Below are 19,062 nucleotides of genomic sequence, written 5' to 3'. Positions count from 1 at the left end.
GTATACCACTTCTTTGCCCAGATCGAAAATTTTTTACGAACGGGGCTTTATTTAGTGTGCCTTGATTTTGTCGCTTTCGTTTACGAGCTATTTTTCTTGCACCTTTTACTTGACTAATCGTAGGAAAGAGGCTGTGACAAAAGTCTTGTCACAGCCCCTTCTTCATTTTTTTCATTATTTTTTAGTGGAACTTACCAAAGGATTCACTTCATGTTTTTCTCTTATTTTTCGGATAAGTATTTCAGTCAACCCAATATACATGACCCCTAGACATACCCCAAGAACATTCTCAAAGATACGGATTGACACTGCTCCTGGAACCCCGAATAAACTGGCAGTGATTGCCAAAGCACCAAAACAATTAAAAACTGTTTTATATCTATAGGTAGAACAAACACCTAAAGCTAGACCACCTAATATACCGACCCAGTTAAAAGGAATAAATTGGCTGATACCAATAAATAAAGCACATCCAATCAATGACCCAATGATTCGGTCTACTGCTCGTTCTTTGAAACCAATCGACATCAATCCATAGCTAGATACAATAGAAGAAAATGCAAACCCTGCCCACATCAATCGCTGAAAAGGGACATACTCTCCTGCAACAATCAAAAAGCTAATGCCAAATGCATAGATGAGCATCCAAATTTTTTCCTGCGAATACATGCCTTTCAAAAAAATCTCTTTAAACAAGCTTTTGTCTTTGTTCTTTTCTCGATGTTTTCTGTAAAGGAGAACTGAAAACCAACAAAAAAACAAAAACAATAAGCTACTTGTTTGTGTAAAGAAATTCTTGTTCAACGAATCTTTAGGTAACGAATAAACAATAAAGAGATATGAAAAGCCGTACAAAGAAGCATTCCCCATTTTGGGATCACTAGCGGTTGCCATTAATATGCTGCTTAGTAAAACAAAATGAATCAACATGCCCATAACTGTCCATTTAATCAGATGGACATAAGGCGCTGTTAATAGTGAGAGCATAACGATGGCTAAACTAATGATCGAATGAGAAATCTTATAACCAAAATCAACAAAACGAATACTCATCAACATACAGAATAAAACCACCGCGTATGGTTTATGTGTCGATTCAAACAATGTTGTAATGAAAATAATAAAACAAATGGCAAACAATACGATGAATAATGATCGTAAAAACAATGAACAAATATACATGCACTTTTCTTTTTTAGAAGCTGCTTCTCGTATTTTTTGTTTTAAAATAAACGGATCTAGTTGTAGAGACTGATAAAAATTCACCTGTTGTCGTCCTTTCTTTTACTTTTATTTCAATATTTTTTACAGTCAACTATGACAGGTTGTAAATACTATGGAACATCATATGGCGTTGTTATTTTCTTGTCAACTATTTTCTCTATTCATGTTTTTTTACAAAAAAACAGCTGACAGAGATTCTGCCAACTGCTTTTATCAGGTTATTTAATTAGCAACGATATTGACTAACTTATTTGGTACCGCAATAACTTTTCTGACTGTTTTGCCTTCGATATATTCTTGCACTGTTTCATTGGCTAATGCTACTTTTTCTAGCTCATCTTTCCCTAAGTCTCGGGGAACATTGCTTTTCGCACGAACTTTACCGTTTACTTGGAAAACAACTTCTACTTCGTCTTCCACAAGTGCTGCTTCGTCGTATGTTGGCCATGGTGCGTAAGAAATACCACCATCATTTCCAAGGATAGACCATAGTTCTTCACCCATGTGAGGAGCAATCGGTGCGAGTAGTTGAACAAATCCTTCGATGTATTCATAAGGCAGAGCGTCCACTTTATAGGCTTCATTGATAAAGACCATCAATTGGGAGATTGCTGTATTGAAATGAAGATTTTCATAGTCTTCTGTCACTTTTTTTACTGTTTGATGGTATACTTTATCAAGTTTGCCGTCGTTCAATGTAGTGATACGGTCACGCATTTTATTGTTTTCATCAACGATCAAACGCCATACACGATCTAAGAATTTACGGCTTCCTTCTAAGCCATTTTCGCTCCAAGCAATCGAAGCGTCTAATGGTCCCATGAACATTTCGTACATGCGCAGTGTATCTGCACCGTAAGTTTCAACCACATCATCAGGATTGACTACATTACCGCGAGATTTTGACATTTTTTCGTTGTTTTCGCCTAAGATCATTCCTTGATTGTATAGTTTTTGGAATGGTTCTTTTGTAGGAACAACACCGATATCGTATAAGAACTTATGCCAGAATCGTGCATATAGTAAATGAAGCACCGCATGTTCTGCTCCACCAATGTAGATGTCAACTGGTAGCCAACGCTTCAACTTTTCATAATCTGCTAGTTCTTTTTTGTTATGAGGGTCGATATAACGCAGGTAATACCATGAGCTTCCTGCCCATTGTGGCATTGTATTCGTTTCGCGACGGCCTTTTTTACCTGTTACAGGATCAACGACATTGACCCACTCCTCAATATTTGCTAATGGAGATTCTCCAGTACCGCTTGGCTTGATATTTTTTGTCTTAGGCAAACGTAATGGTAACTCTTCTTCTGGGACAGCTGTGACTGTTCCGTCTTCCCAGTGGATGATTGGGATTGGTTCGCCCCAGTAACGTTGACGGGAGAATAGCCAGTCACGTAAGCGATAGCTGACTTCTTTTTTCCCTACGCCATTTTCTTCTAGCCATTCATTCATTTTGTCGATTGCTTCTTGTTTGTTCATACCGTCTAGAAATTCAGAGTTGATGTGCGTACCATCTTCTGTGTAAGCAGCTTTTTGAACATCTCCACCTTCGATAACTGGAAGAATCTCTAGTCCGAAAGTTTGAGCGAATTCAAAGTCACGTTCATCATGTGCTGGAACAGCCATGATAGCTCCTGTGCCGTAAGAAGCTAATACATAATCAGCGATCCAGATTGGGATTTCTTTGCCATTGACTGGATTGATTGCGTAAGCACCAGTAAATACTCCTGTTTTTTCTTTTGCAAGATCTGTTCTCTTCAGATCTGATTTTTTCGCTGTCTCTTCGATATAAGCTTCTACAGCAGCTTTTTGTTCAGGGGTCGTAATTTCTCTAACAAGATCTAGTTCAGGTGCAAGAACCGAGTAAGTTGCACCGAATAAAGTATCTGGTCGTGTCGTAAACACGGTATAGGATTTATCCGTACCAGCCACTTTAAATTCAATATTTGCTCCCACTGAACGACCGATCCAATTTCTTTGCATTTCCTTGATGCTTTCTGGCCAGTCAACTAGTTCTAGATCATCCAATAAGCGATCGGCATAAGCAGTGATTTTCAACATCCATTGGCGCATTGGTTTTCTGACTACGTCATAGCCACCACGTTCACTTTTTCCATCGATCACTTCTTCATTTGAAATAACTGTTCCTAATTCAGGTACCCAGTTTACCGCTACTTCTGCTTCATAAGCCAGGCCTTTTTCATAAAGCTTTGTAAAGATCCATTGTGTCCATTTGTAATACTCTGGATCAGTTGTATTCACTTCGCGATTCCAGTCATAACTAAATCCTAAAGAATTGATTTGGCGTCGGAATGTTTCGATATTTTTTTGGGTAAATTCAGCCGGATCGTTTCCTGTATCTAACGCATATTGCTCTGCAGGTAGGCCGAATGCATCCCACCCCATTGGATGCAGTACGTTGTATCCTTGACTTCTTTTCACACGGGAAAGGATATCCGTTGCCGTATAACCTTCAGGATGCCCTACATGGAGCCCTTGTCCGGATGGATAGGGAAACATATCCAGTGCATAAAATTTTGGTTTTTCAGGATCATCATGGGTGTTGAAGGTATTCGTTTTTGCCCAGTATTTTTGCCATTTTTTCTCAATTTCTTTATGATTGTAACTCATTTTCTGTCCTCCTGTTCTATTAAAAACGCTTGTTTCTATTATAGCGAAAAAACCGGCAGAATCTGTTTCTTTTTGTTTTCTTTTACTTTGTTTTCTCAAACTTCACAAAAGAAATAAAAAAATCCTATAAAAAGATTGCTCTTTTTATAGGACGTAATCTACGCGGTACCACCTATTTTTACCTTAATGAAAAGGCCTCGAACGTTGTAACGGCCGTCACCGCCACCTGCTTACTCGAATATTCAGCAAGGGCAACTCAAAGGCGAGTTCAAAAGCATCCGTGCACATTCTCACCAACCATGTGCTCTCTGAAACTTCAGTCTTTTTACTACTTCCTTTTCAAGTGTTGTCATATTTAAGTAGCCTTATAGTAACAAATATTTTTGTGGAATTCAATCGTTATTTCTTTGAACAGCTATTTTATTTAGCTACAATCAATGTTTGACCTGGATAAATAAAGTTGTTTTTGATATTGTTCCATTCGATTAGTTGAGCCATTGTAATACCATGGCTGTCAGCAACGCCCCAAACAGATTCTCCAGATTTCACAGTATAGGTTTTCGAACCAGCAGGTGATTGTTGGTTTGTTGTTTGAGACGAGCCTTTCTTCACGATCACTTGTTGTCCTGGATAGATGAAATTATTTTTGATATTATTCCATTCGATCAACTGATCCATCGTGATATGATGTTTGTTCGCTACGCTCCAAACTGACTCGCCTGCTTTCACGGTATACATCGTATTGCCAGAGGATGATGTATTTGTTGTAGCTGACGTATTCGGTGTATTTGGTTTCGCTGCCGAAGTAGTTGAACCTGTATTGGTATTTGTTGAATTGCCGCCTTTAACGATCAATTGCTGTCCTGGGTAAATAAAGTTGTTTTTGATATTATTCCATTCGATCAGCTGATTCATCGTGATGCCGTTTTTATTTGCTACGCTCCAAACAGATTCACCCGCCTTGACTGTATAAGTGCCTTGAGACGAACTGCTGCCAGTATTAGCTGAACTGCTGTTATTTGTATTGGCTGACGAACCTGTATTACTTGATGCGCTGTTTGTTGACCCACTGTTTGAAACAGTCAGTTGTTGTCCTGGATAAATAAAGTTATTTTGGATGTTGTTCCATTGGATCAGTTGAGCCATCGTAATTCCATATTTGTTGGAGACACTCCAAACAGAGTCTCCGGCTTTCACTGTGTATTTCGTTCCTGAAGCCGTATTAGAAGAACTTGAGTTAGACGAATTTGAACCACTTGTGTTGCCAGTATTTGCTCCAGTATTAGAAGAACCGCCATTTGATACGATCAGCTGTTGTCCTGGATAAACAAAATTATTCTTGATATTGTTCCATTCAATCAATTGAGCCATCGTAATTCCGTGATCATTTGAGATCTTCCAAACAGAATCGCCAGATTGAACAGTATATTTCGCCCCAGTTGTTTGTCCTCCATTTGATGTACCAGCATTTCCTGAAGAATTGGTATTGTTACCAGAATTATTCGTCGAAGAGCCATTTTCTTGGCTACCCTTGATCGTTAGTTTTTGTCCTGGATAAATGAAATTGTTTTGGATATTGTTCCATTGAATCAATTGGTCCATTGTAATACCGAATTTATTGGAGATTCCCCAAACAGAATCGCCAGATTGAACAGTATAAGTGGTCGAAGTTGCTGAACCTGAGTTTGTATTACCAGAATTACTTGAACCGCTAGTACTACCTGTACTTCCAGTATTATTACCACCTGTAGTGGCTCCACCGCCCGCGTTTCCGCTAGCTGGTGTATCATATTGGGTCAATCCGTAAGTCGTGATGATATTATTTAATTTGCTTGCATAACCAGGGTCTGTTGCATAACGACCTGTCAAACAAGCTGTCGCATCTGTATAGGATCTCGTGTTGCTCTTCCAAGTACCGGCATAGTAATAACCGTTGCCAAATGAAGTATTTCTAAGTACATAGGCATTGTCATTGAACGATTCAGCAAAAGAAGGATATTGTCGGAAAGGCTCCTTTTTATTTAACCATTGATTATTTAAAAATTCAAGCGTATCCATGTAGACGGTTTGTCCTTGATAGCTGCCTTTTATCCCAAAAAGATTATAATAAGGTGCTTGCGATAACGCACTACTGCCCCAACCACTTTCTACAACTGCTTGTGCGATCATCACTGATGCATACAAATCGTTGGCTTGAGCAATTGGCTGCGCATAAGTAGCAATTTCTGTGATAAATGCCGCTGTATTGATTCTTGCGCCGAACTGAACAGGTGTTTCATCCGCTTGAACAGGAACCGGCTGTACTAATGGAGCAGCGACAGAACAGCCTACCATCGCAGTTCCCACGATTGCTGCCCCTCGTTTTGCTTTTCGAAAACGTTTAGTCTGTTCTAAACGTCTCCGTTCTTTTCTTGCAATGTTTTCCATCTTCTATCCTCCAACTTCAATTTATCTATTATTAATAATTATAACTTCTCTTAATATTTATTAAAAGTTATTTAAGAGCTTTGTTGTTTTTTGTAATCATATTGTAATTTACCGTAATGAACAACTTCTGTTCATTTTCAAGTTCTTCCTACATCTATGTTCTTATTTACAAGGATTTCGAAAAACACTGATTTTATTTTCCTAACATTTCATTTGTATTACCAAAAAATGTCCTTCCGATTACAGTTATTTTTTTTATAAGAATATTGGTTATTCAAAGAGGGATCATACACTGGTTTTATCTCTTTACCGTTTTTTTCACTGGACCAAAAATGCTATAATAAGTCATTGCTTCAAAGGAGGAATTGTATGAAATATAAAACATCATTTCAGGTGACTGGCAGCTTCTTTCTTGTCCTGTTTTTTATTTTGGGTTGGATCGTAAAGTTCCATCTGTCGTGGCTTTCTGGTTTCGATCAGTGGTTTACAGACATTGTCAGAGCTTCTTATCCTAATCTGAACAGCTACCAACTCTTTATGACTAAATTCGGTAATCCTCTTACCGTCATCATTTTATTTGCTTGTACGGCTTTATGGATGTGGTATAAGAAAAAAAGGGCAGAAACAGTTTGGTTCGTTTCTGGATTTATTGTAATTGCTGGAATCATCAACCCGTTGATCAAACTATTTTTCATGCGAGAGCGCCCTTCATTGACACACTTAGTGGTTGAAACAAGTTACAGTTTCCCTAGTGGACATGCAGCTGGCAGTATGATTCTTTACGGCTCTTTCCTATTTCTGCTGCCAGCTTTTGTTCAAAAAAGAACCTTACGTACATTGCTTCAATTGCTGATGGTGTTTATTATAGTAAGTGTTGGGATAAGCCGCATTTATCTGGGTGTTCATTTTCCTACTGATATCATCGGCGGCTACTTACTCAGTCTTTCTTGGCTGTGCCTGACTTATCCAGTGTATAGAGAAAAAAGAAAACAAATAGATAACTCTTACAGAAAGAAGGACTTTTAATGACTTTTCCTTATTCAGAAGGAAATAAAAGATATCATTCTTGGAATTATGCTTTACGAAATGAGTTTGGCGGGAAAATTTTCAAGGTGCCGATTGATGGAGGGTTCGACTGCCCGAATCGAGATGGGACTGTTGCCCATGGCGGTTGTACTTTTTGCAGTGTATCTGGTTCGGGTGATATGATTGTTGCACCTGAAGATCCACTTCCAATCCAATTCCAGAAAGAAATCGACATGATGCATCAAAAATGGCCTCATGTCCAACAATACATCGTTTATTTCCAAAATTTTACAAACACCCATGCGCCAGTTGAGATAATCAAAGAACGATTTGAGCAAGTAGTCAATTTACCAGGTGTCGTAGGATTATCAGTCGGTACACGACCGGATTGTCTGCCAGATGAAGTAGTTGATTACCTTGCTGAACTGAACGAGCGAATGTATTTATGGGTAGAACTTGGATTGCAAACAACTTTTGAAGAAACTTCAAAGCTGATCAACCGTGCACATGATTATCAAACTTATTTAGATGGCGTGGCTAAATTACGCAAACATAATATCCGTGTTTGTACGCATTTGATCAACGGATTACCAGGCGAAAGTTTAGAGATGATGAAAGAAAATGTCAGACGCACTATTTTAGATTCCGATATCCAAGGAATCAAGCTCCATTTGATGCATCTGATGCGCAAAACGAGAATGTTGCGAGACTATCATGAAGGTCGACTTCAATTAATGAGTCGTCCTGACTATGTCAATGTCATTTGCGACCAGCTGGAAATGATACCAAAAGAGATCATCATCCATCGTTTGACAGGGGATGCGCCGTGGGATTCCTTGATTGGACCAATGTGGAGCTTAAAAAAATGGGAAGTCTTGAATGCAATTGATGAAGAACTTCTTCGCAGAGATAGCTTCCAAGGAAAATATGATGTACGGAAAAAGGTGAGTGTCTGATGTTGCAAACTGCTTTGCATTTCAGCCATACATTACTGCAAGAAATCTTGCAACCAGGAGATCACGTCGTAGATGCAACGATGGGCAATGGCCACGATACGGTTTTTCTAGCAGAACACATCGGAAAAACTGGTCATGTCTATAGTTTCGATATCCAGCAACAAGCAATCGATGCTACTCGTGAAAAGCTAGAACAGCATCAGTTAGAAGAACGTGTCTCATTGTTTCTACAAGGCCACGAAACGTTAGGAGAAGTGATAGCTGAACAACAAGATCTCAAAGCAGGGATCTTCAATCTAGGGTATCTCCCAAAAAGTGATAAAGCAATCATCACTATGCCAGAGACTACACGCACAGCTATGGAAGAAATATTGAAACGACTTGTGCCTCGCGGACGATTGATCCTTGTTGTCTACTATGGTCATGAAGGCGGAGAAAAAGAACTGGATATGGTTGATTCTTTTTGTTCCAAACTGCCACAGGAAACATATAATGTGCTGAATTATCGGTTTATCAACCAAAAGAACCAGCCGCCTATTTTATATTGTATTGAGAAAAAAAGATAAATAAAAAACGCAAAACATAAATGATATGTTTTGCGTTTTTTTCTCTAATACTCAGGTTAGAGCGTTGATTTCACAACCTCTTTATTCACGGTGCTCAAAAGCTTGCATCTGCGGTAATAAATCCAACCAAATCAAAAACATGAGAAGCTGTTTTTGATTGACTGTTCTTATTATTTGATGCAGGACAGCTTTTTCACAACCTCTTTATTCAAATACAAATTGATTATGATAAAGTTCCGCATAAAATCCATTTTCTGCTAATAATTCGTGATGACTGCCTTCTTCAATGACTTCCCCATCACGCAAGACAACGATTCTATCTGCATTCAAGATCGTTTTCAGCCGGTGAGCAATCACAAAGCTGGTTCTTCCTTTGATGGCTTCATCCATTGCTTTTTGGATTCTTGCTTCTGTTACCGTGTCTACATTACTTGTTGCTTCATCCAAAATCAATAAAGATGGATTTGTAATGATCGTTCGAGCAATACTGATCAACTGCTTTTGACCTGTACTGAACAAATTGTTTTCTTCGGATATCTCTGTATCATACCCTTTTTCTAACGTCATGATAAAGTCGTGAATGTTCGCTTGTTTTGCTGCATTGATGATTTCTTCATCTGAAGCATCTGGTTTACCGAATGTGATATTGTCTTTGATGGTGCCAGAGAACAAGACGGATTCTTGCAAAACGATTCCTACATGTCTACGTAATGCATCTAGATCATACTCTCGGATATCTATTCCATCGATTACTACTGACCCATCATTGACATCGTAAAAACGATTCAGCAGATTCATGATCGTCGTTTTCCCAGATCCGGTTGGTCCAACAAGAGCAACCATTTCTCCTTTGTCCACATTGATTGAGACATCCTTCAAGACTAGTTTTTCTGGAGAATAACCAAAATCTACGTGTTGCAAGGCAAGTCCTTGTTCCACTCCATCAAATGCTTTACCGTTTTCTGGTTTGACTTCATCTTTTTCATCAAACATTTCATTTAATCGTCTTGCCCCTGTGATTGCTAATTGGATCATGCTGTACCCAGAAGAAATCTGCATCAATGGTTGGTAGTATTGTTGTGAATATTGGACGAATGTCACAACTAAGCCTAACGCCACCGAACGTTCCAAATCGCCATTCAATGCTAACCAGCCACCGAAAAAGATAACGATTGCTGTATTGACTAGTGACATTCCTTGCATCATCGGAAATAGTAAGCCAGAATAAGCTTGTCCTTTGAACGTTGCTTCGCGAACACTTTGATTATGTTCTAAGAATCCTTCAATCGTTTCTTCTTGTAAGCCATTTGTGATGATGACACGTTGTCCGCTGATTTTTTCATCCATATAGCCATTCAGTTTTCCCACTTCATCTTGCTGAAGATCCACATATTTTCGCGCTTTTCGAATAATCAAGACAGCTATCAAAATAGCTACTGGAGTAGAAGCAATCGTAGCCCAAGCTAATTCTACATTTTGACGAAACATCATAATCAAGATTCCGACAAGTAAAACAGCATTCGTGATGACTTGAAGCAATGCTTGGTTCAAACTATTTTGAATATTATCTAAGTCACTGGTAAAACGACTTAAAATTTCACCGTCTTGATGAGAATCAAAGAAGCGAATCGTCAATTTTTCCAATTTGTTGAATAAACCGATACGCATCCGGTTCGTTGACTTCCCTACTACTTGAGTGAATAAAATACTATAGATAAAGTTGGCTGCACTAGCTAATACATAAAACAACAAGAGTTTCCATATTACAGAAACAAATTTGCTTTTATCGTCTACGCCTTGCATCAAGCCACCTACGTAATTTGCTAATTCTTGAAAAGCTTCCCCGATATACTGAGGTGCTTTTACTTGTAGATAGGTAGCAATAATTACTGTGATAAAGATAAAGAAAAAGGAGAGTTTGTACCGCTTCAAATAGTGATAGAAAAATTTACTTGCTTTTATTAAATCAGTCATACTTACTCCTCCGTTCCTTTTTGAGTTTCAAAGATTTCCTGATAGACACGGTTTCCAGCTACCAATTCCTCATGGGTTCCTTCACCGACTAATCTACCTTCATCCAATACTAAGATGCGGTCTGCTTTGACAACAGAAGCAATTTTTTGTGCGATGACGATCGTCGTTGTTCCCTTCAAATCTCGATTAAGTGCTTCTCGGACCAGTTTTTCAGAGCGAGCATCCAATGCACTCGTACTATCATCTAAAATCAAGATCTTTGGATCACCGATAACACCACGAGTAATGGATAGTCGCTGCTTTTGTCCACCAGAAAAATTGCTGCTTCGTTCTTCTACTGGTGCTTCGTAACGATCAGATAGCTTTTCGATGAATTCTTTTGCTTGAGCAATAGAAGAAGCATGTTCCATCTCTTTTTCTGTTGCATTCTTTTTTCCTTGGCGCAAGTTTTGAGCAATCGTTCCTGAGAATAAAATTGCTTTTTGCAAAACAAAGGACACCGTTTGTCTTAAACTCTTTTCATTTACTTGGCGAAGGTCTACACCACCTACTTCTACTTTTCCTTCTGTTGGATCAAATAGACGAGGAATCAGCTGTGCTAGTGTGGATTTCCCGGCACCAGTCGCCCCGACAATCCCGACCATTTCTCCAGGTTTGATAGAAAAGCTGATATCTTTAAGCGTATCTGTATCCTCACCAGGATAACGAAAAGAAACATGGTCAAAAGTGACAGAACCCGTCAACTCTTGTTCTGGAACGTCTAAATAAGTAAGATCTGGTTCAGCATCTAAAATTTCCGCAATCCGCTTCAGCGATACGGCTGCTCTTGAAGTCATCATCATCATCATTCCACCGATAATGATTGCCATCATGATCTGCATCAAGTAATTCATGAATGAAGCAATTCCACCAATTAATGTAGGATCATCTTTAACAAGGTCGCTCACAAAGAAGATTGCTCCAACCACAGCCAAATTGGCAGCCAACATGAAGGACGGGATCATCACAGAAAATAATGTACCGACTATGATGTTGTGTTTTGTTAAGTCTTCACTTACTTTGCTGAATGTCTTCAATTGGTTTTCTTCCTGTACAAAAGATTTCACTACACGAATCCCTAGTAAGTTTTCTTTTGCAATGCTATTTACACGATCAATCAGTTTTTGAATGATCATGAAGTGCTTACCCATCCGTGTAAATGAAAGTGCCGTGATAAGAAATACCGTAACGATAAGCGCTACGATGATCCACCACAATTGTGGCATCGTGATCATAGCTAAAATGAAGGCACCAATAAATAAGAATGGAATTCGAAAAAGTGATTGCAAAGAAATCATCACTAAATTTTGGATTTGCGTGATATCATTTGTTAGACGAACAACAAGATTCCCAGCAGAGAACTGTTCGATATTCCCAAATGAAAATGTCTGGATCTTTCGAAAAGCTTCTTCTCGGATATCTGCACTTACGCCCTGAGCTACTTTCGCAGAGAAAATCGTGTTCGTTACACCTGCAGCTAATCCTAGCAAAGCCAGACTGATCAGATAAATACCGATTGTTTTCATTTCATCATTATCTTCTGTAATAATAGCTTCCAATACTTGCTGTAGTAATTTAGGTTGCCATAATGCTGCTGCAACCATGACTGCTACGGACAGCAAGGAAATAAAAACAGCTACTTTATATTTTTTCGCATGTCGTAAGATTAATTTCATTCGTTGATTACACCCCTTTGTTTAAATTGACAGGACTAATTTAACACTGTAAAATTAGACCGACTAACAATTTACCATGTTTAAAAAGATAATGCAATACACGAGGTTGATAAAATGGAAATAAAGCTTTCTCAAGCCATCATCATTCAGGCCGCTTTTGATATCCTGGCTGAAACACAAGCTCTTTCGCAGCTTTCCATGCGAAACATCGCAAACAGAATTCACGTTCAAGCGCCTGCTTTATATTGGTATTTCAAAAATAAACAACAGCTCTTGCAGAAAATGGCTGAAACAATGGAAGAAGAATTAGCGCTTCCAGATCCAACTTTGCCCTGGAATGAACAGTTGCTACAGTATATGGAAAATTACTATGACCTTTACACACGTTTTCCTTGTGGGGCAGAATTAGAAATCAATACTGTGCCCGCTTTTCCGAGTCGATTAGAACATTTGGAACAAATGATCCAACTACTTGTTCGTGAAGGATTTTCAGTCACTCAAAGTCATCAGGCCATTGCCTCTCTCCACAATTTATTGATTGGACAGCTAATGGATCAGCAGCATGAACAACAGCTTCGGCAAAAGATTATGGACGGAAATGAATTTTTGAAAGAAACAGTTCTATTTATGCGTAATTATGTAGTCGAAAATCAATTAGAGGGTTTTAAAGAAAGTATGCAGTCCCATGCAGAATTGAATGAAAAAGCACTCTTTCTAACGAGTGCACAAACCTATATTGAAGGTTTATGCCAACAAAATAAAAGAAGAGAAAACAATCGATAAAAAAAGCTCCTATAAAGGTCACCAACAAAGTGATCTCTATAGGAGCTATCTTTTTAAGTCTCTTTTTTACTTTTCTTCCATCAGCCACACCAATGCACGTTGGATCCATTGATCCCAGAAGACCCAATTATGATCGCCAGGTCCTTGTTCAAAGGTGACCGCTAAGCCTTGTTCCTGCATAGCAGATACCATTTCCTGATTTGCTTGATAAAGAAAATCAGATTCCCCACAAGCCATATAAAACCTTGGGACTGTTTTTCCGCTTTTTACTAATTCTTTCAATAAATATTGTGGATCATTCTTTGAACCTTCGATTTGATCCAATGGTCCAAAGATTCCTTCCCAAAAGGCTGCTTTACGAACCATCAAAAGATCATCCATTCGGTTTCCTACAGAAACAGCGCCTGAAAGAGAGATTACTGCTGCGAAATTTTCTGATTTTGCAAGGCCTAGTTTTAATGCGCCATATCCGCCCATCGATAATCCAGCGGCATATGTTTTTTCCCTTTTTCTTGTTAATTGTGGGAATAGTTCATGACAAATCTCAGGTAGCTCTTCTGCAATGAACGTCCAATATTTCATATCATAAGCCGTATCTGTGTACCATCCAAGATCAGTAGATGGCATTATGACAGCTAATCCGTAGTCTGCTACGTAACGTTCAATCGACGTACGTCTTTCCCATACACTATGATTGCCACCCATCCCATGAAGTAAATATAAAACAGGTATGTCCGTTGTCGCTTGCTCTGAACTGGTGCCAATCACCTTTTTAGTTGTTTGTGGGAGTATCACATTTAGATTGACTTCCATTTCTAATACATTCGAATAAATATTTGCTTGAATAAATGCCATATTTTCGCCTTCCTTAGTAAGAAGTTATTTTTGAATAACTTTAAATTTGAATGATTCGGCAGAGTACATGTCTCGACCGAAACTACTGTTTTATTTTACCACGTTTTTCATGAACGAAAAGCGTTAAGACCAAAGCAATGATCACGAGTAACAAGCCAACTAGATAAACGGAATGTAACCCATCATAAAGAATTTTTCTTAATGGCAACAGAATATCCGCATCGATATATTTAGCCGTTTGTGGATTCACCAGTTTGTTCATGATATCTGCATCATTTGTTAAATTTGCTGCTGCAAGTTCTCGTTTAGTTACCCCATTTATCAATAAACCAAAAATAGAAACCATAACTGTTTGACCAATTGTTCGAACTAACGTATTAAAAGAAGTTGCTACACCAAGCTGATCACGAGATACACTATTTTGTGCACTGACAGTCGAGGTAGTCATGGTCACACCTAAGCCTATACCGATGACCGTTGATATAGCAAAAAACCATAAATAGTTACTTCTGAAAGGCATAAGATACAACCAAGCGCCCCCAATAGCTGCGATTAGTAATCCAATTCTCAAGACCCAATGAGTTTCCATTTGAGTCATCCACTTGCTTGCAAGGAAAGAACCGACCATCCAGACTAGTGATAATGGTGCTAATACCAACCCACCAATTGCTGCATTCAGTCCTAATACACCTTGCATCCACATAGGAATATAAACATCGATTCCCATCAAAAAACCACTAGCCAATGCTGCAGCCAAGTTTACCACAACAAATAGTGGATTTTTGAATAAATGCATCATGATGACAGGATCTTTAGCTCTTTTTTCGGCAAAAATAAAAATACCTAACAGTACGATACTTCCTAGCAACAAAGCAGAAACAAGCGGACTCATTCCTTCGTCTCCTAATAATTGGAACCCTAACAGCAATGAGACAAGCATGGCCATCAAACTAAAACTACCAAAAATATCCATTGGTTTAGACTCATGTATGATTTTTGGTTCATTTAAATATAGCCAAATAAAAATAATTAATAGAATTCCGATCGGCACATTGATAAAAAAGATCCAGTGCCAGCTGATCGTTTCAACGATGAAACCTCCCGCAAGCGGTCCAAAAACACTGGCAATCCCCCAAGCTGAACTATTCAAACCTAAAACTTTTGCTCGCTTTTCAATAGAATAAAGATCGCCGATGATCGTCAAAGCTACTGGCATCATTGCTCCAGCACCCATCCCTTGAATCGCACGAGCAGCAATCAACCCAATCATGCTTTGAGATAAACCGCAAAATAACGAACCGATAATAAACAATAATGTCCCAAAAATAAAAATTGGTTTTCGTCCCACTTTATCCGCAAGTTTTCCGTAAATCGGAGTAAGCATAGCGTTTGTCAGCAAATAAATCGAAAATACCCAGTTCATGATTTCCATTCCATGTAATGAGCCGACAATCGTTGGCATAGCGGTTGTTACGATTGTCCCTTCAATAGCCGTCATGAACGTTGCAATGAAAACACTCACTGTGACTAAAGTAACGTTTGTTTCTTTTTTCATCTTATGCCTCCTTTTTCATCATGACAGGATCTAAAAATAGATAAATACTCACTATCTTTTTCAAGAGGTGCACTGCCATAAAAAAAGCTGGAACAACCACCATTCGGCGATCGTTCCAGCTGAATATAGCTTATTTTGCTAAACTTGCTTTCAATGCATCTACTTTGTCCGTATGTTCCCAAGGCAAATCCACATCTGTACGGCCAAAATGACCGTAAGCAGCTGTTTGTTTGTAAATCGGACGACGCAAATCAAGCATCTCGATGATTCCTGCTGGCCGAAGATCGAAGTTTTCTCTCACTGCAGCAATCAATTCTTCTTCCGGAACCGTTCCAGTACCGAAAGTATTGATTGAGATCGAGACAGGTTGAGCAACACCAATCGCATAAGCTAGCTGTACTTCTGCCTTGCGAGCAAGCCCTGCTGCAACGATGTTTTTAGCAATATAACGTGCAGCATAGCTGGCAGAACGGTCAACTTTTGTCGCATCTTTACCAGAAAAAGCACCGCCACCATGACGAGCATAACCGCCATACGTATCAACAATGATTTTTCTTCCTGTTAATCCTGCATCCCCTTGAGGACCACCAATGACAAATCGGCCAGTCGGATTGATATAATATTTTGTTTGATCATCTAATAATTCAGCTGGAATAACTTCCTTCACTACTTTTTCGATGACATCATGACGAATTGTTTCATTATCTACTGCATCATCATGCTGTGTTGAAATAACGATTGTATCTACACGTTCAGGTTGTCCTTGATCATCATATTCAACTGTGACTTGAGATTTTGCATCTGGACGTAAATACGTTAATTCATTTGATTTACGCAAATCTGCCAAGCGGCGTACCAGACGATGACTCAAAGCGATTGGTAAAGGCATTAATTCCGGTGTTTCATCTACAGCAAAACCAAACATTAACCCTTGGTCGCCAGCACCAATTTCATCTAATACGTCTTTTTTATCTTCATCCCGGATCTCAAGTGCTTCGTCAACTCCTTGAGCAATATCAGGAGATTGTTCATCAATCGCAACCAATACAGCTGCTGTATCTCCATCAAATCCGAATTTTGCACGTGTATAACCAATTTCTTTTATTGTTTCCCGTACGACTTTTTGAATATCTACATATGCCGTCGTAGATATTTCTCCAAATACTAAAACAAGCCCAGTTGTTACAGATGTTTCACACGCTACTCGTGCTGTTGGGTCTTGTTCTAAAATTGCATCCAAGATCGCATCACTGATTTGGTCAGCGATTTTATCTGGATGTCCTTCAGAAACAGATTCTGATGTAAATAAGTGTCTTTCTACCATTATAATGATTCCCCCTAGTTAAATTCGGTTACAAGGCATCTCCGTCCTGCGGATCCTTTCGGGAACTTGCAACGAACCAAGTATAGCAGATAAAACAGTTTTCTGCTCGTACTTTTTCATTTTTTTGCTTAAAAAATATAAATATTTTACATTAGATTTATCCAAAAAAGCTTAGCACAATCATCTATAAAGATAACTCTGCTAAGCCTTTTAAAATCATTCTTTCAGATAAAAAGAAAAAGATACTCATCAAGTATCTTCCATGACCCGTACGGGATTCGAACCCGTGTTACCGCCGTGAAAGGGCGGTGTCTTAACCGCTTGACCAACGGGCCAATAAAATAAATGGGCCTAAATGGACTCGAACCATCGACCTCACGCTTATCAGGCGTGCGCTCTAACCAGCTGAGCTATAGGCCCATAAAAACTAAAAGCGGGTGACGAGAATCGAACTCGCGACAACAGCTTGGAAGGCTGTGGTTTTACCACTAAACTACACCCGCATAATGGCGCGGGACAGAATCGAACTGCCGACACATGGAGCTTCAATCCATTGCTCTACCAACTGAGCTACCGAGCCAAACGGTTCCGACGGGAATCGAACCCGCGATCTCCTGCGTGACAGGCAGGCATGTTAACCCCTACACCACGGAACCAGTGTTTTTAGTTTTTAAATTGCGGGAGCAGGATTTGAACCTACGACCTTCGGGTTATGAGCCCGACGAGCTACCAGACTGCTCCATCCCGCGATAATATGATAAAGGAGGATAAGGGATTCGAACCCTTGCACGGTTTTACCCGCCTGACGGTTTTCAAGACCGTTCCCTTCAGCCGGACTTGGGTAATCCTCCATGTAAAATTATATTGAATTTAATGACCCGTACGGGATTCGAACCCGTGTTACCGCCGTGAAAGGGCGGTGTCTTAACCGCTTGACCAACGGGCCAGGTAAAACAAAATATTGAAACGGAGAAGGAGGGATTTGAACCCTCGCGCCGGTTTCCCGACCTACACCCTTAGCAGGGGCGCCTCTTCAGCCACTTGAGTACTTCCCCAAAACCAATAAGATTTTGTACTAATGGGCCTAAATGGACTCGAACCATCGACCTCACGCTTATCAGGCGTGCGCTCTAACCAGCTGAGCTATAGGCCCATAAAAACTAAAAGCGGGTGACGAGAATCGAACTCGCGACAACAGCTTGGAAGGCTGTGGTTTTACCACTAAACTACACCCGCATGGCGGTTCCGACGGGAATCGAACCCGCGATCTCCTGCGTGACAGGCAGGCATGTTAACCCCTACACCACGGAACCAGTGTTTTTAGTTTTTAAATTGCGGGAGCAGGATTTGAACCTACGACCTTCGGGTTATGAGCCCGACGAGCTACCAGACTGCTCCATCCCGCGATAATATGATAAAGGAGGATAAGGGATTCGAACCCTTGCACGGTTTTACCCGCCTGACGGTTTTCAAGACCGTTCCCTTCAGCCGGACTTGGGTAATCCTCCATATGAAACTTACAACGCCACAATGGACCTTGTAGGACTCGAACCTACGACCGGACGGTTATGAGCCGTCTGCTCTAACCAACTGAGCTAAAGGTCCAGGCTCTTAAAAATCGCGGCGGAGGGGATCGAACCCCCGACCTCCCGGGTATGAACCGGACGCTCTAGCCAGCTGAGCTACACCGCGAAAAAGATATTCATTATTTAAATGAAATGGAGCCTAGCGGGATCGAACCGCTGACCTCCTGCGTGCAAAGCAGGCGCTCTCCCAGCTGAGCTAAGGCCCCGTGTTTAAATTTATAATTATCGGGAAGACAGGATTCGAACCTGCGACCCCTTGGTCCCAAACCAAGTGCTCTACCAAGCTGAGCTACTTCCCGCTTAATTAACGCGCCCAAGAGGAGTCGAACCCCTAACCTTTTGATCCGTAGTCAAACACTCTATCCAGTTGAGCTATGGGCGCATATTTGAAATGCCGAGGACCGGAATCGAACCGGTACGGTGATCACTCACCG

Annotated in this window: 12 protein-coding genes, 19 tRNA genes, 1 riboswitch and 1 other annotated feature; of the genes, 4 read left to right on the top strand and 27 right to left on the bottom strand. The window is 39.9% G+C overall.

Features of this window, described 5'->3' with window-relative positions; all coding sequences use genetic code 11:
- Positions 1–174 precede the first annotated feature (174 nt).
- The 3 genes from OZZ83_RS13900 to OZZ83_RS13890 all read right to left on the bottom strand — a co-directional run bounded on the left by OZZ83_RS13900 (position 175) and on the right by OZZ83_RS13890 (position 6,288).
- Positions 175–1,266 carry an FUSC family protein gene (locus OZZ83_RS13900; protein WP_002310818.1) on the bottom strand — a complete coding sequence of 364 codons (1,092 nt, stop codon included), beginning with the start codon at positions 1,264–1,266 and terminating at the stop codon, positions 175–177.
- A 180-nt stretch (positions 1,267–1,446) separates the two neighbouring features.
- Positions 1,447–3,861 carry a leucine--tRNA ligase gene (gene leuS / locus OZZ83_RS13895; protein WP_002310817.1) on the bottom strand — a complete coding sequence of 805 codons (2,415 nt, stop codon included), beginning with the start codon at positions 3,859–3,861 and terminating at the stop codon, positions 1,447–1,449.
- Between the two features lie 144 nt (positions 3,862–4,005).
- Positions 4,006–4,212 (bottom strand) — a binding site (T-box leader).
- Between the two features lie 69 nt (positions 4,213–4,281).
- Positions 4,282–6,288 (bottom strand): LysM peptidoglycan-binding domain-containing protein, encoded by a 2,007-nt coding sequence (locus OZZ83_RS13890; RefSeq protein ID WP_325066095.1) that lies wholly within the window; start codon positions 6,286–6,288, stop codon positions 4,282–4,284.
- Between the two features lie 369 nt (positions 6,289–6,657).
- On the opposite strand from OZZ83_RS13890, the gene OZZ83_RS13885 reads away from it, so the two are divergent.
- The 3 genes from OZZ83_RS13885 to OZZ83_RS13875 are packed head-to-tail and all read left to right on the top strand — an operon-like array spanning position 6,658 to position 8,836.
- Positions 6,658–7,314 (top strand): phosphatase PAP2 family protein, encoded by a 657-nt coding sequence (locus tag OZZ83_RS13885; protein ID WP_002310815.1) that lies wholly within the window; start codon positions 6,658–6,660, stop codon positions 7,312–7,314.
- Positions 7,314–8,270 carry a TIGR01212 family radical SAM protein gene (locus tag OZZ83_RS13880; RefSeq protein ID WP_002285909.1) on the top strand — a complete coding sequence of 319 codons (957 nt, stop codon included), beginning with the start codon at positions 7,314–7,316 and terminating at the stop codon, positions 8,268–8,270. Before OZZ83_RS13885 ends, OZZ83_RS13880 begins: the two co-directional genes overlap by 1 nt.
- Positions 8,270–8,836, top strand: coding sequence for a class I SAM-dependent methyltransferase (locus tag OZZ83_RS13875; RefSeq protein WP_002320153.1), 567 nt, complete (start codon positions 8,270–8,272; stop codon positions 8,834–8,836). The genes OZZ83_RS13880 and OZZ83_RS13875 overlap by 1 nt, the downstream gene beginning before the upstream one ends.
- Before the next feature lie 204 nt (positions 8,837–9,040).
- Here the strand turns inward: OZZ83_RS13875 and OZZ83_RS13870 are convergent, their stop codons facing one another.
- Positions 9,041–10,810 carry an ABC transporter ATP-binding protein gene (locus OZZ83_RS13870; protein ID WP_002292737.1) on the bottom strand — a complete coding sequence of 590 codons (1,770 nt, stop codon included), beginning with the start codon at positions 10,808–10,810 and terminating at the stop codon, positions 9,041–9,043.
- Between the two features lie 2 nt (positions 10,811–10,812).
- Positions 10,813–12,525, bottom strand: a complete 1,713-nt coding sequence (locus OZZ83_RS13865; RefSeq protein ID WP_002310813.1) for an ABC transporter ATP-binding protein — start codon at positions 12,523–12,525, stop codon at positions 10,813–10,815.
- Positions 12,526–12,639: 114 nt separating this feature from the next.
- Here OZZ83_RS13865 and OZZ83_RS13860 point away from each other — a divergent pair, with 114 nt between their 5' ends.
- Positions 12,640–13,308 (top strand): TetR family transcriptional regulator, encoded by a 669-nt coding sequence (locus OZZ83_RS13860; protein ID WP_002310812.1) that lies wholly within the window; start codon positions 12,640–12,642, stop codon positions 13,306–13,308.
- 66 nt (positions 13,309–13,374) lie between these two features.
- Here OZZ83_RS13860 and OZZ83_RS13855 read toward each other — a convergent pair whose 3' ends face one another.
- The 22 genes from OZZ83_RS13855 to OZZ83_RS13750 all read right to left on the bottom strand — a co-directional run bounded on the left by OZZ83_RS13855 (position 13,375) and on the right by OZZ83_RS13750 (position 19,010).
- Complete coding sequence (locus tag OZZ83_RS13855) at positions 13,375–14,163, bottom strand: alpha/beta hydrolase (RefSeq protein WP_002310811.1); 789 nt, start codon at positions 14,161–14,163, stop codon at positions 13,375–13,377.
- A gap of 82 nt (positions 14,164–14,245) precedes the next feature.
- The gene (locus OZZ83_RS13850; RefSeq protein ID WP_065772885.1) at positions 14,246–15,718 is read right to left on the bottom strand and encodes an MDR family MFS transporter; all 1,473 of its coding nucleotides are present in this window, start codon (positions 15,716–15,718) and stop codon (positions 14,246–14,248) included.
- A 130-nt stretch (positions 15,719–15,848) separates the two neighbouring features.
- Positions 15,849–17,042 (bottom strand): methionine adenosyltransferase, encoded by a 1,194-nt coding sequence (gene metK / locus OZZ83_RS13845; protein ID WP_002292731.1) that lies wholly within the window; start codon positions 17,040–17,042, stop codon positions 15,849–15,851.
- Positions 17,040–17,119, bottom strand: a riboswitch (SMK box riboswitch). It overlaps the preceding gene by 3 nt.
- 186 nt (positions 17,120–17,305) lie before the next feature.
- Positions 17,306–17,377 (bottom strand) — tRNA-Glu (locus tag OZZ83_RS13840).
- 11 nt (positions 17,378–17,388) lie between these two features.
- Positions 17,389–17,462, bottom strand: a tRNA-Ile gene (locus OZZ83_RS13835).
- Between the two features lie 12 nt (positions 17,463–17,474).
- Positions 17,475–17,545 (bottom strand) — tRNA-Gly (locus tag OZZ83_RS13830).
- A gap of 4 nt (positions 17,546–17,549) precedes the next feature.
- Positions 17,550–17,622 (bottom strand) — tRNA-Phe (locus tag OZZ83_RS13825).
- Positions 17,623–17,625: 3 nt separating this feature from the next.
- Positions 17,626–17,698 (bottom strand) — tRNA-Asp (locus OZZ83_RS13820).
- 19 nt (positions 17,699–17,717) lie between these two features.
- Positions 17,718–17,791, bottom strand: a tRNA-Met gene (locus OZZ83_RS13815).
- Between the two features lie 12 nt (positions 17,792–17,803).
- Positions 17,804–17,893 (bottom strand) — tRNA-Ser (locus tag OZZ83_RS13810).
- 23 nt (positions 17,894–17,916) lie between these two features.
- Positions 17,917–17,988, bottom strand: a tRNA-Glu gene (locus OZZ83_RS13805).
- Between the two features lie 21 nt (positions 17,989–18,009).
- Positions 18,010–18,097 (bottom strand) — tRNA-Ser (locus tag OZZ83_RS13800).
- A gap of 24 nt (positions 18,098–18,121) precedes the next feature.
- Positions 18,122–18,195: transfer RNA gene (locus OZZ83_RS13795), tRNA-Ile, on the bottom strand.
- Positions 18,196–18,207: 12 nt separating this feature from the next.
- Positions 18,208–18,278: transfer RNA gene (locus tag OZZ83_RS13790), tRNA-Gly, on the bottom strand.
- 1 nt (position 18,279) lies between these two features.
- Positions 18,280–18,355, bottom strand: a tRNA-Asp gene (locus OZZ83_RS13785).
- 19 nt (positions 18,356–18,374) lie between these two features.
- Positions 18,375–18,448, bottom strand: a tRNA-Met gene (locus OZZ83_RS13780).
- A gap of 12 nt (positions 18,449–18,460) precedes the next feature.
- Positions 18,461–18,550: transfer RNA gene (locus tag OZZ83_RS13775), tRNA-Ser, on the bottom strand.
- A 23-nt stretch (positions 18,551–18,573) separates the two neighbouring features.
- Positions 18,574–18,647: transfer RNA gene (locus tag OZZ83_RS13770), tRNA-Ile, on the bottom strand.
- 13 nt (positions 18,648–18,660) lie between these two features.
- Positions 18,661–18,734: transfer RNA gene (locus OZZ83_RS13765), tRNA-Met, on the bottom strand.
- A 27-nt stretch (positions 18,735–18,761) separates the two neighbouring features.
- Positions 18,762–18,834, bottom strand: a tRNA-Ala gene (locus OZZ83_RS13760).
- 19 nt (positions 18,835–18,853) lie between these two features.
- A tRNA-Pro gene (locus OZZ83_RS13755) sits at positions 18,854–18,927 on the bottom strand.
- A 9-nt stretch (positions 18,928–18,936) separates the two neighbouring features.
- A tRNA-Arg gene (locus OZZ83_RS13750) sits at positions 18,937–19,010 on the bottom strand.
- Between the last annotated feature and the right edge of the window lie 52 nt (positions 19,011–19,062).

Origin of the sequence: Enterococcus sp. E5-162, assembly GCF_035725965.1 — a bacterium.
Classification (GTDB): Bacteria; Bacillota; Bacilli; order Lactobacillales; family Enterococcaceae; genus Enterococcus_B; species Enterococcus_B lactis.
Note: the sequence above shows the minus strand (reverse complement) of the source record. Positions and strands in the feature narration are given on the sequence as shown.

What these genes read in the sequence shown, in the direction of transcription:
- metK (WP_002292731.1), bottom strand. Translation starts at nt 17,042, where the DNA reads ATGGTAGAAAGACACTTATTTACATCAGAATCTGTTTCTGAAGGACAT.
- OZZ83_RS13875 (WP_002320153.1), top strand. Translation starts at nt 8,270, where the DNA reads ATGTTGCAAACTGCTTTGCATTTCAGCCATACATTACTGCAAGAAATC.
- OZZ83_RS13860 (WP_002310812.1), top strand. Translation starts at nt 12,640, where the DNA reads ATGGAAATAAAGCTTTCTCAAGCCATCATCATTCAGGCCGCTTTTGAT.
- OZZ83_RS13870 (WP_002292737.1), bottom strand. Translation starts at nt 10,810, where the DNA reads ATGACTGATTTAATAAAAGCAAGTAAATTTTTCTATCACTATTTGAAG.
- OZZ83_RS13865 (WP_002310813.1), bottom strand. Translation starts at nt 12,525, where the DNA reads ATGAAATTAATCTTACGACATGCGAAAAAATATAAAGTAGCTGTTTTT.
- leuS (WP_002310817.1), bottom strand. Translation starts at nt 3,861, where the DNA reads ATGAGTTACAATCATAAAGAAATTGAGAAAAAATGGCAAAAATACTGG.
- OZZ83_RS13880 (WP_002285909.1), top strand. Translation starts at nt 7,314, where the DNA reads ATGACTTTTCCTTATTCAGAAGGAAATAAAAGATATCATTCTTGGAAT.
- OZZ83_RS13855 (WP_002310811.1), bottom strand. Translation starts at nt 14,163, where the DNA reads ATGGCATTTATTCAAGCAAATATTTATTCGAATGTATTAGAAATGGAA.
- OZZ83_RS13885 (WP_002310815.1), top strand. Translation starts at nt 6,658, where the DNA reads ATGAAATATAAAACATCATTTCAGGTGACTGGCAGCTTCTTTCTTGTC.
- OZZ83_RS13890 (WP_325066095.1), bottom strand. Translation starts at nt 6,288, where the DNA reads ATGGAAAACATTGCAAGAAAAGAACGGAGACGTTTAGAACAGACTAAA.
- OZZ83_RS13850 (WP_065772885.1), bottom strand. Translation starts at nt 15,718, where the DNA reads ATGAAAAAAGAAACAAACGTTACTTTAGTCACAGTGAGTGTTTTCATT.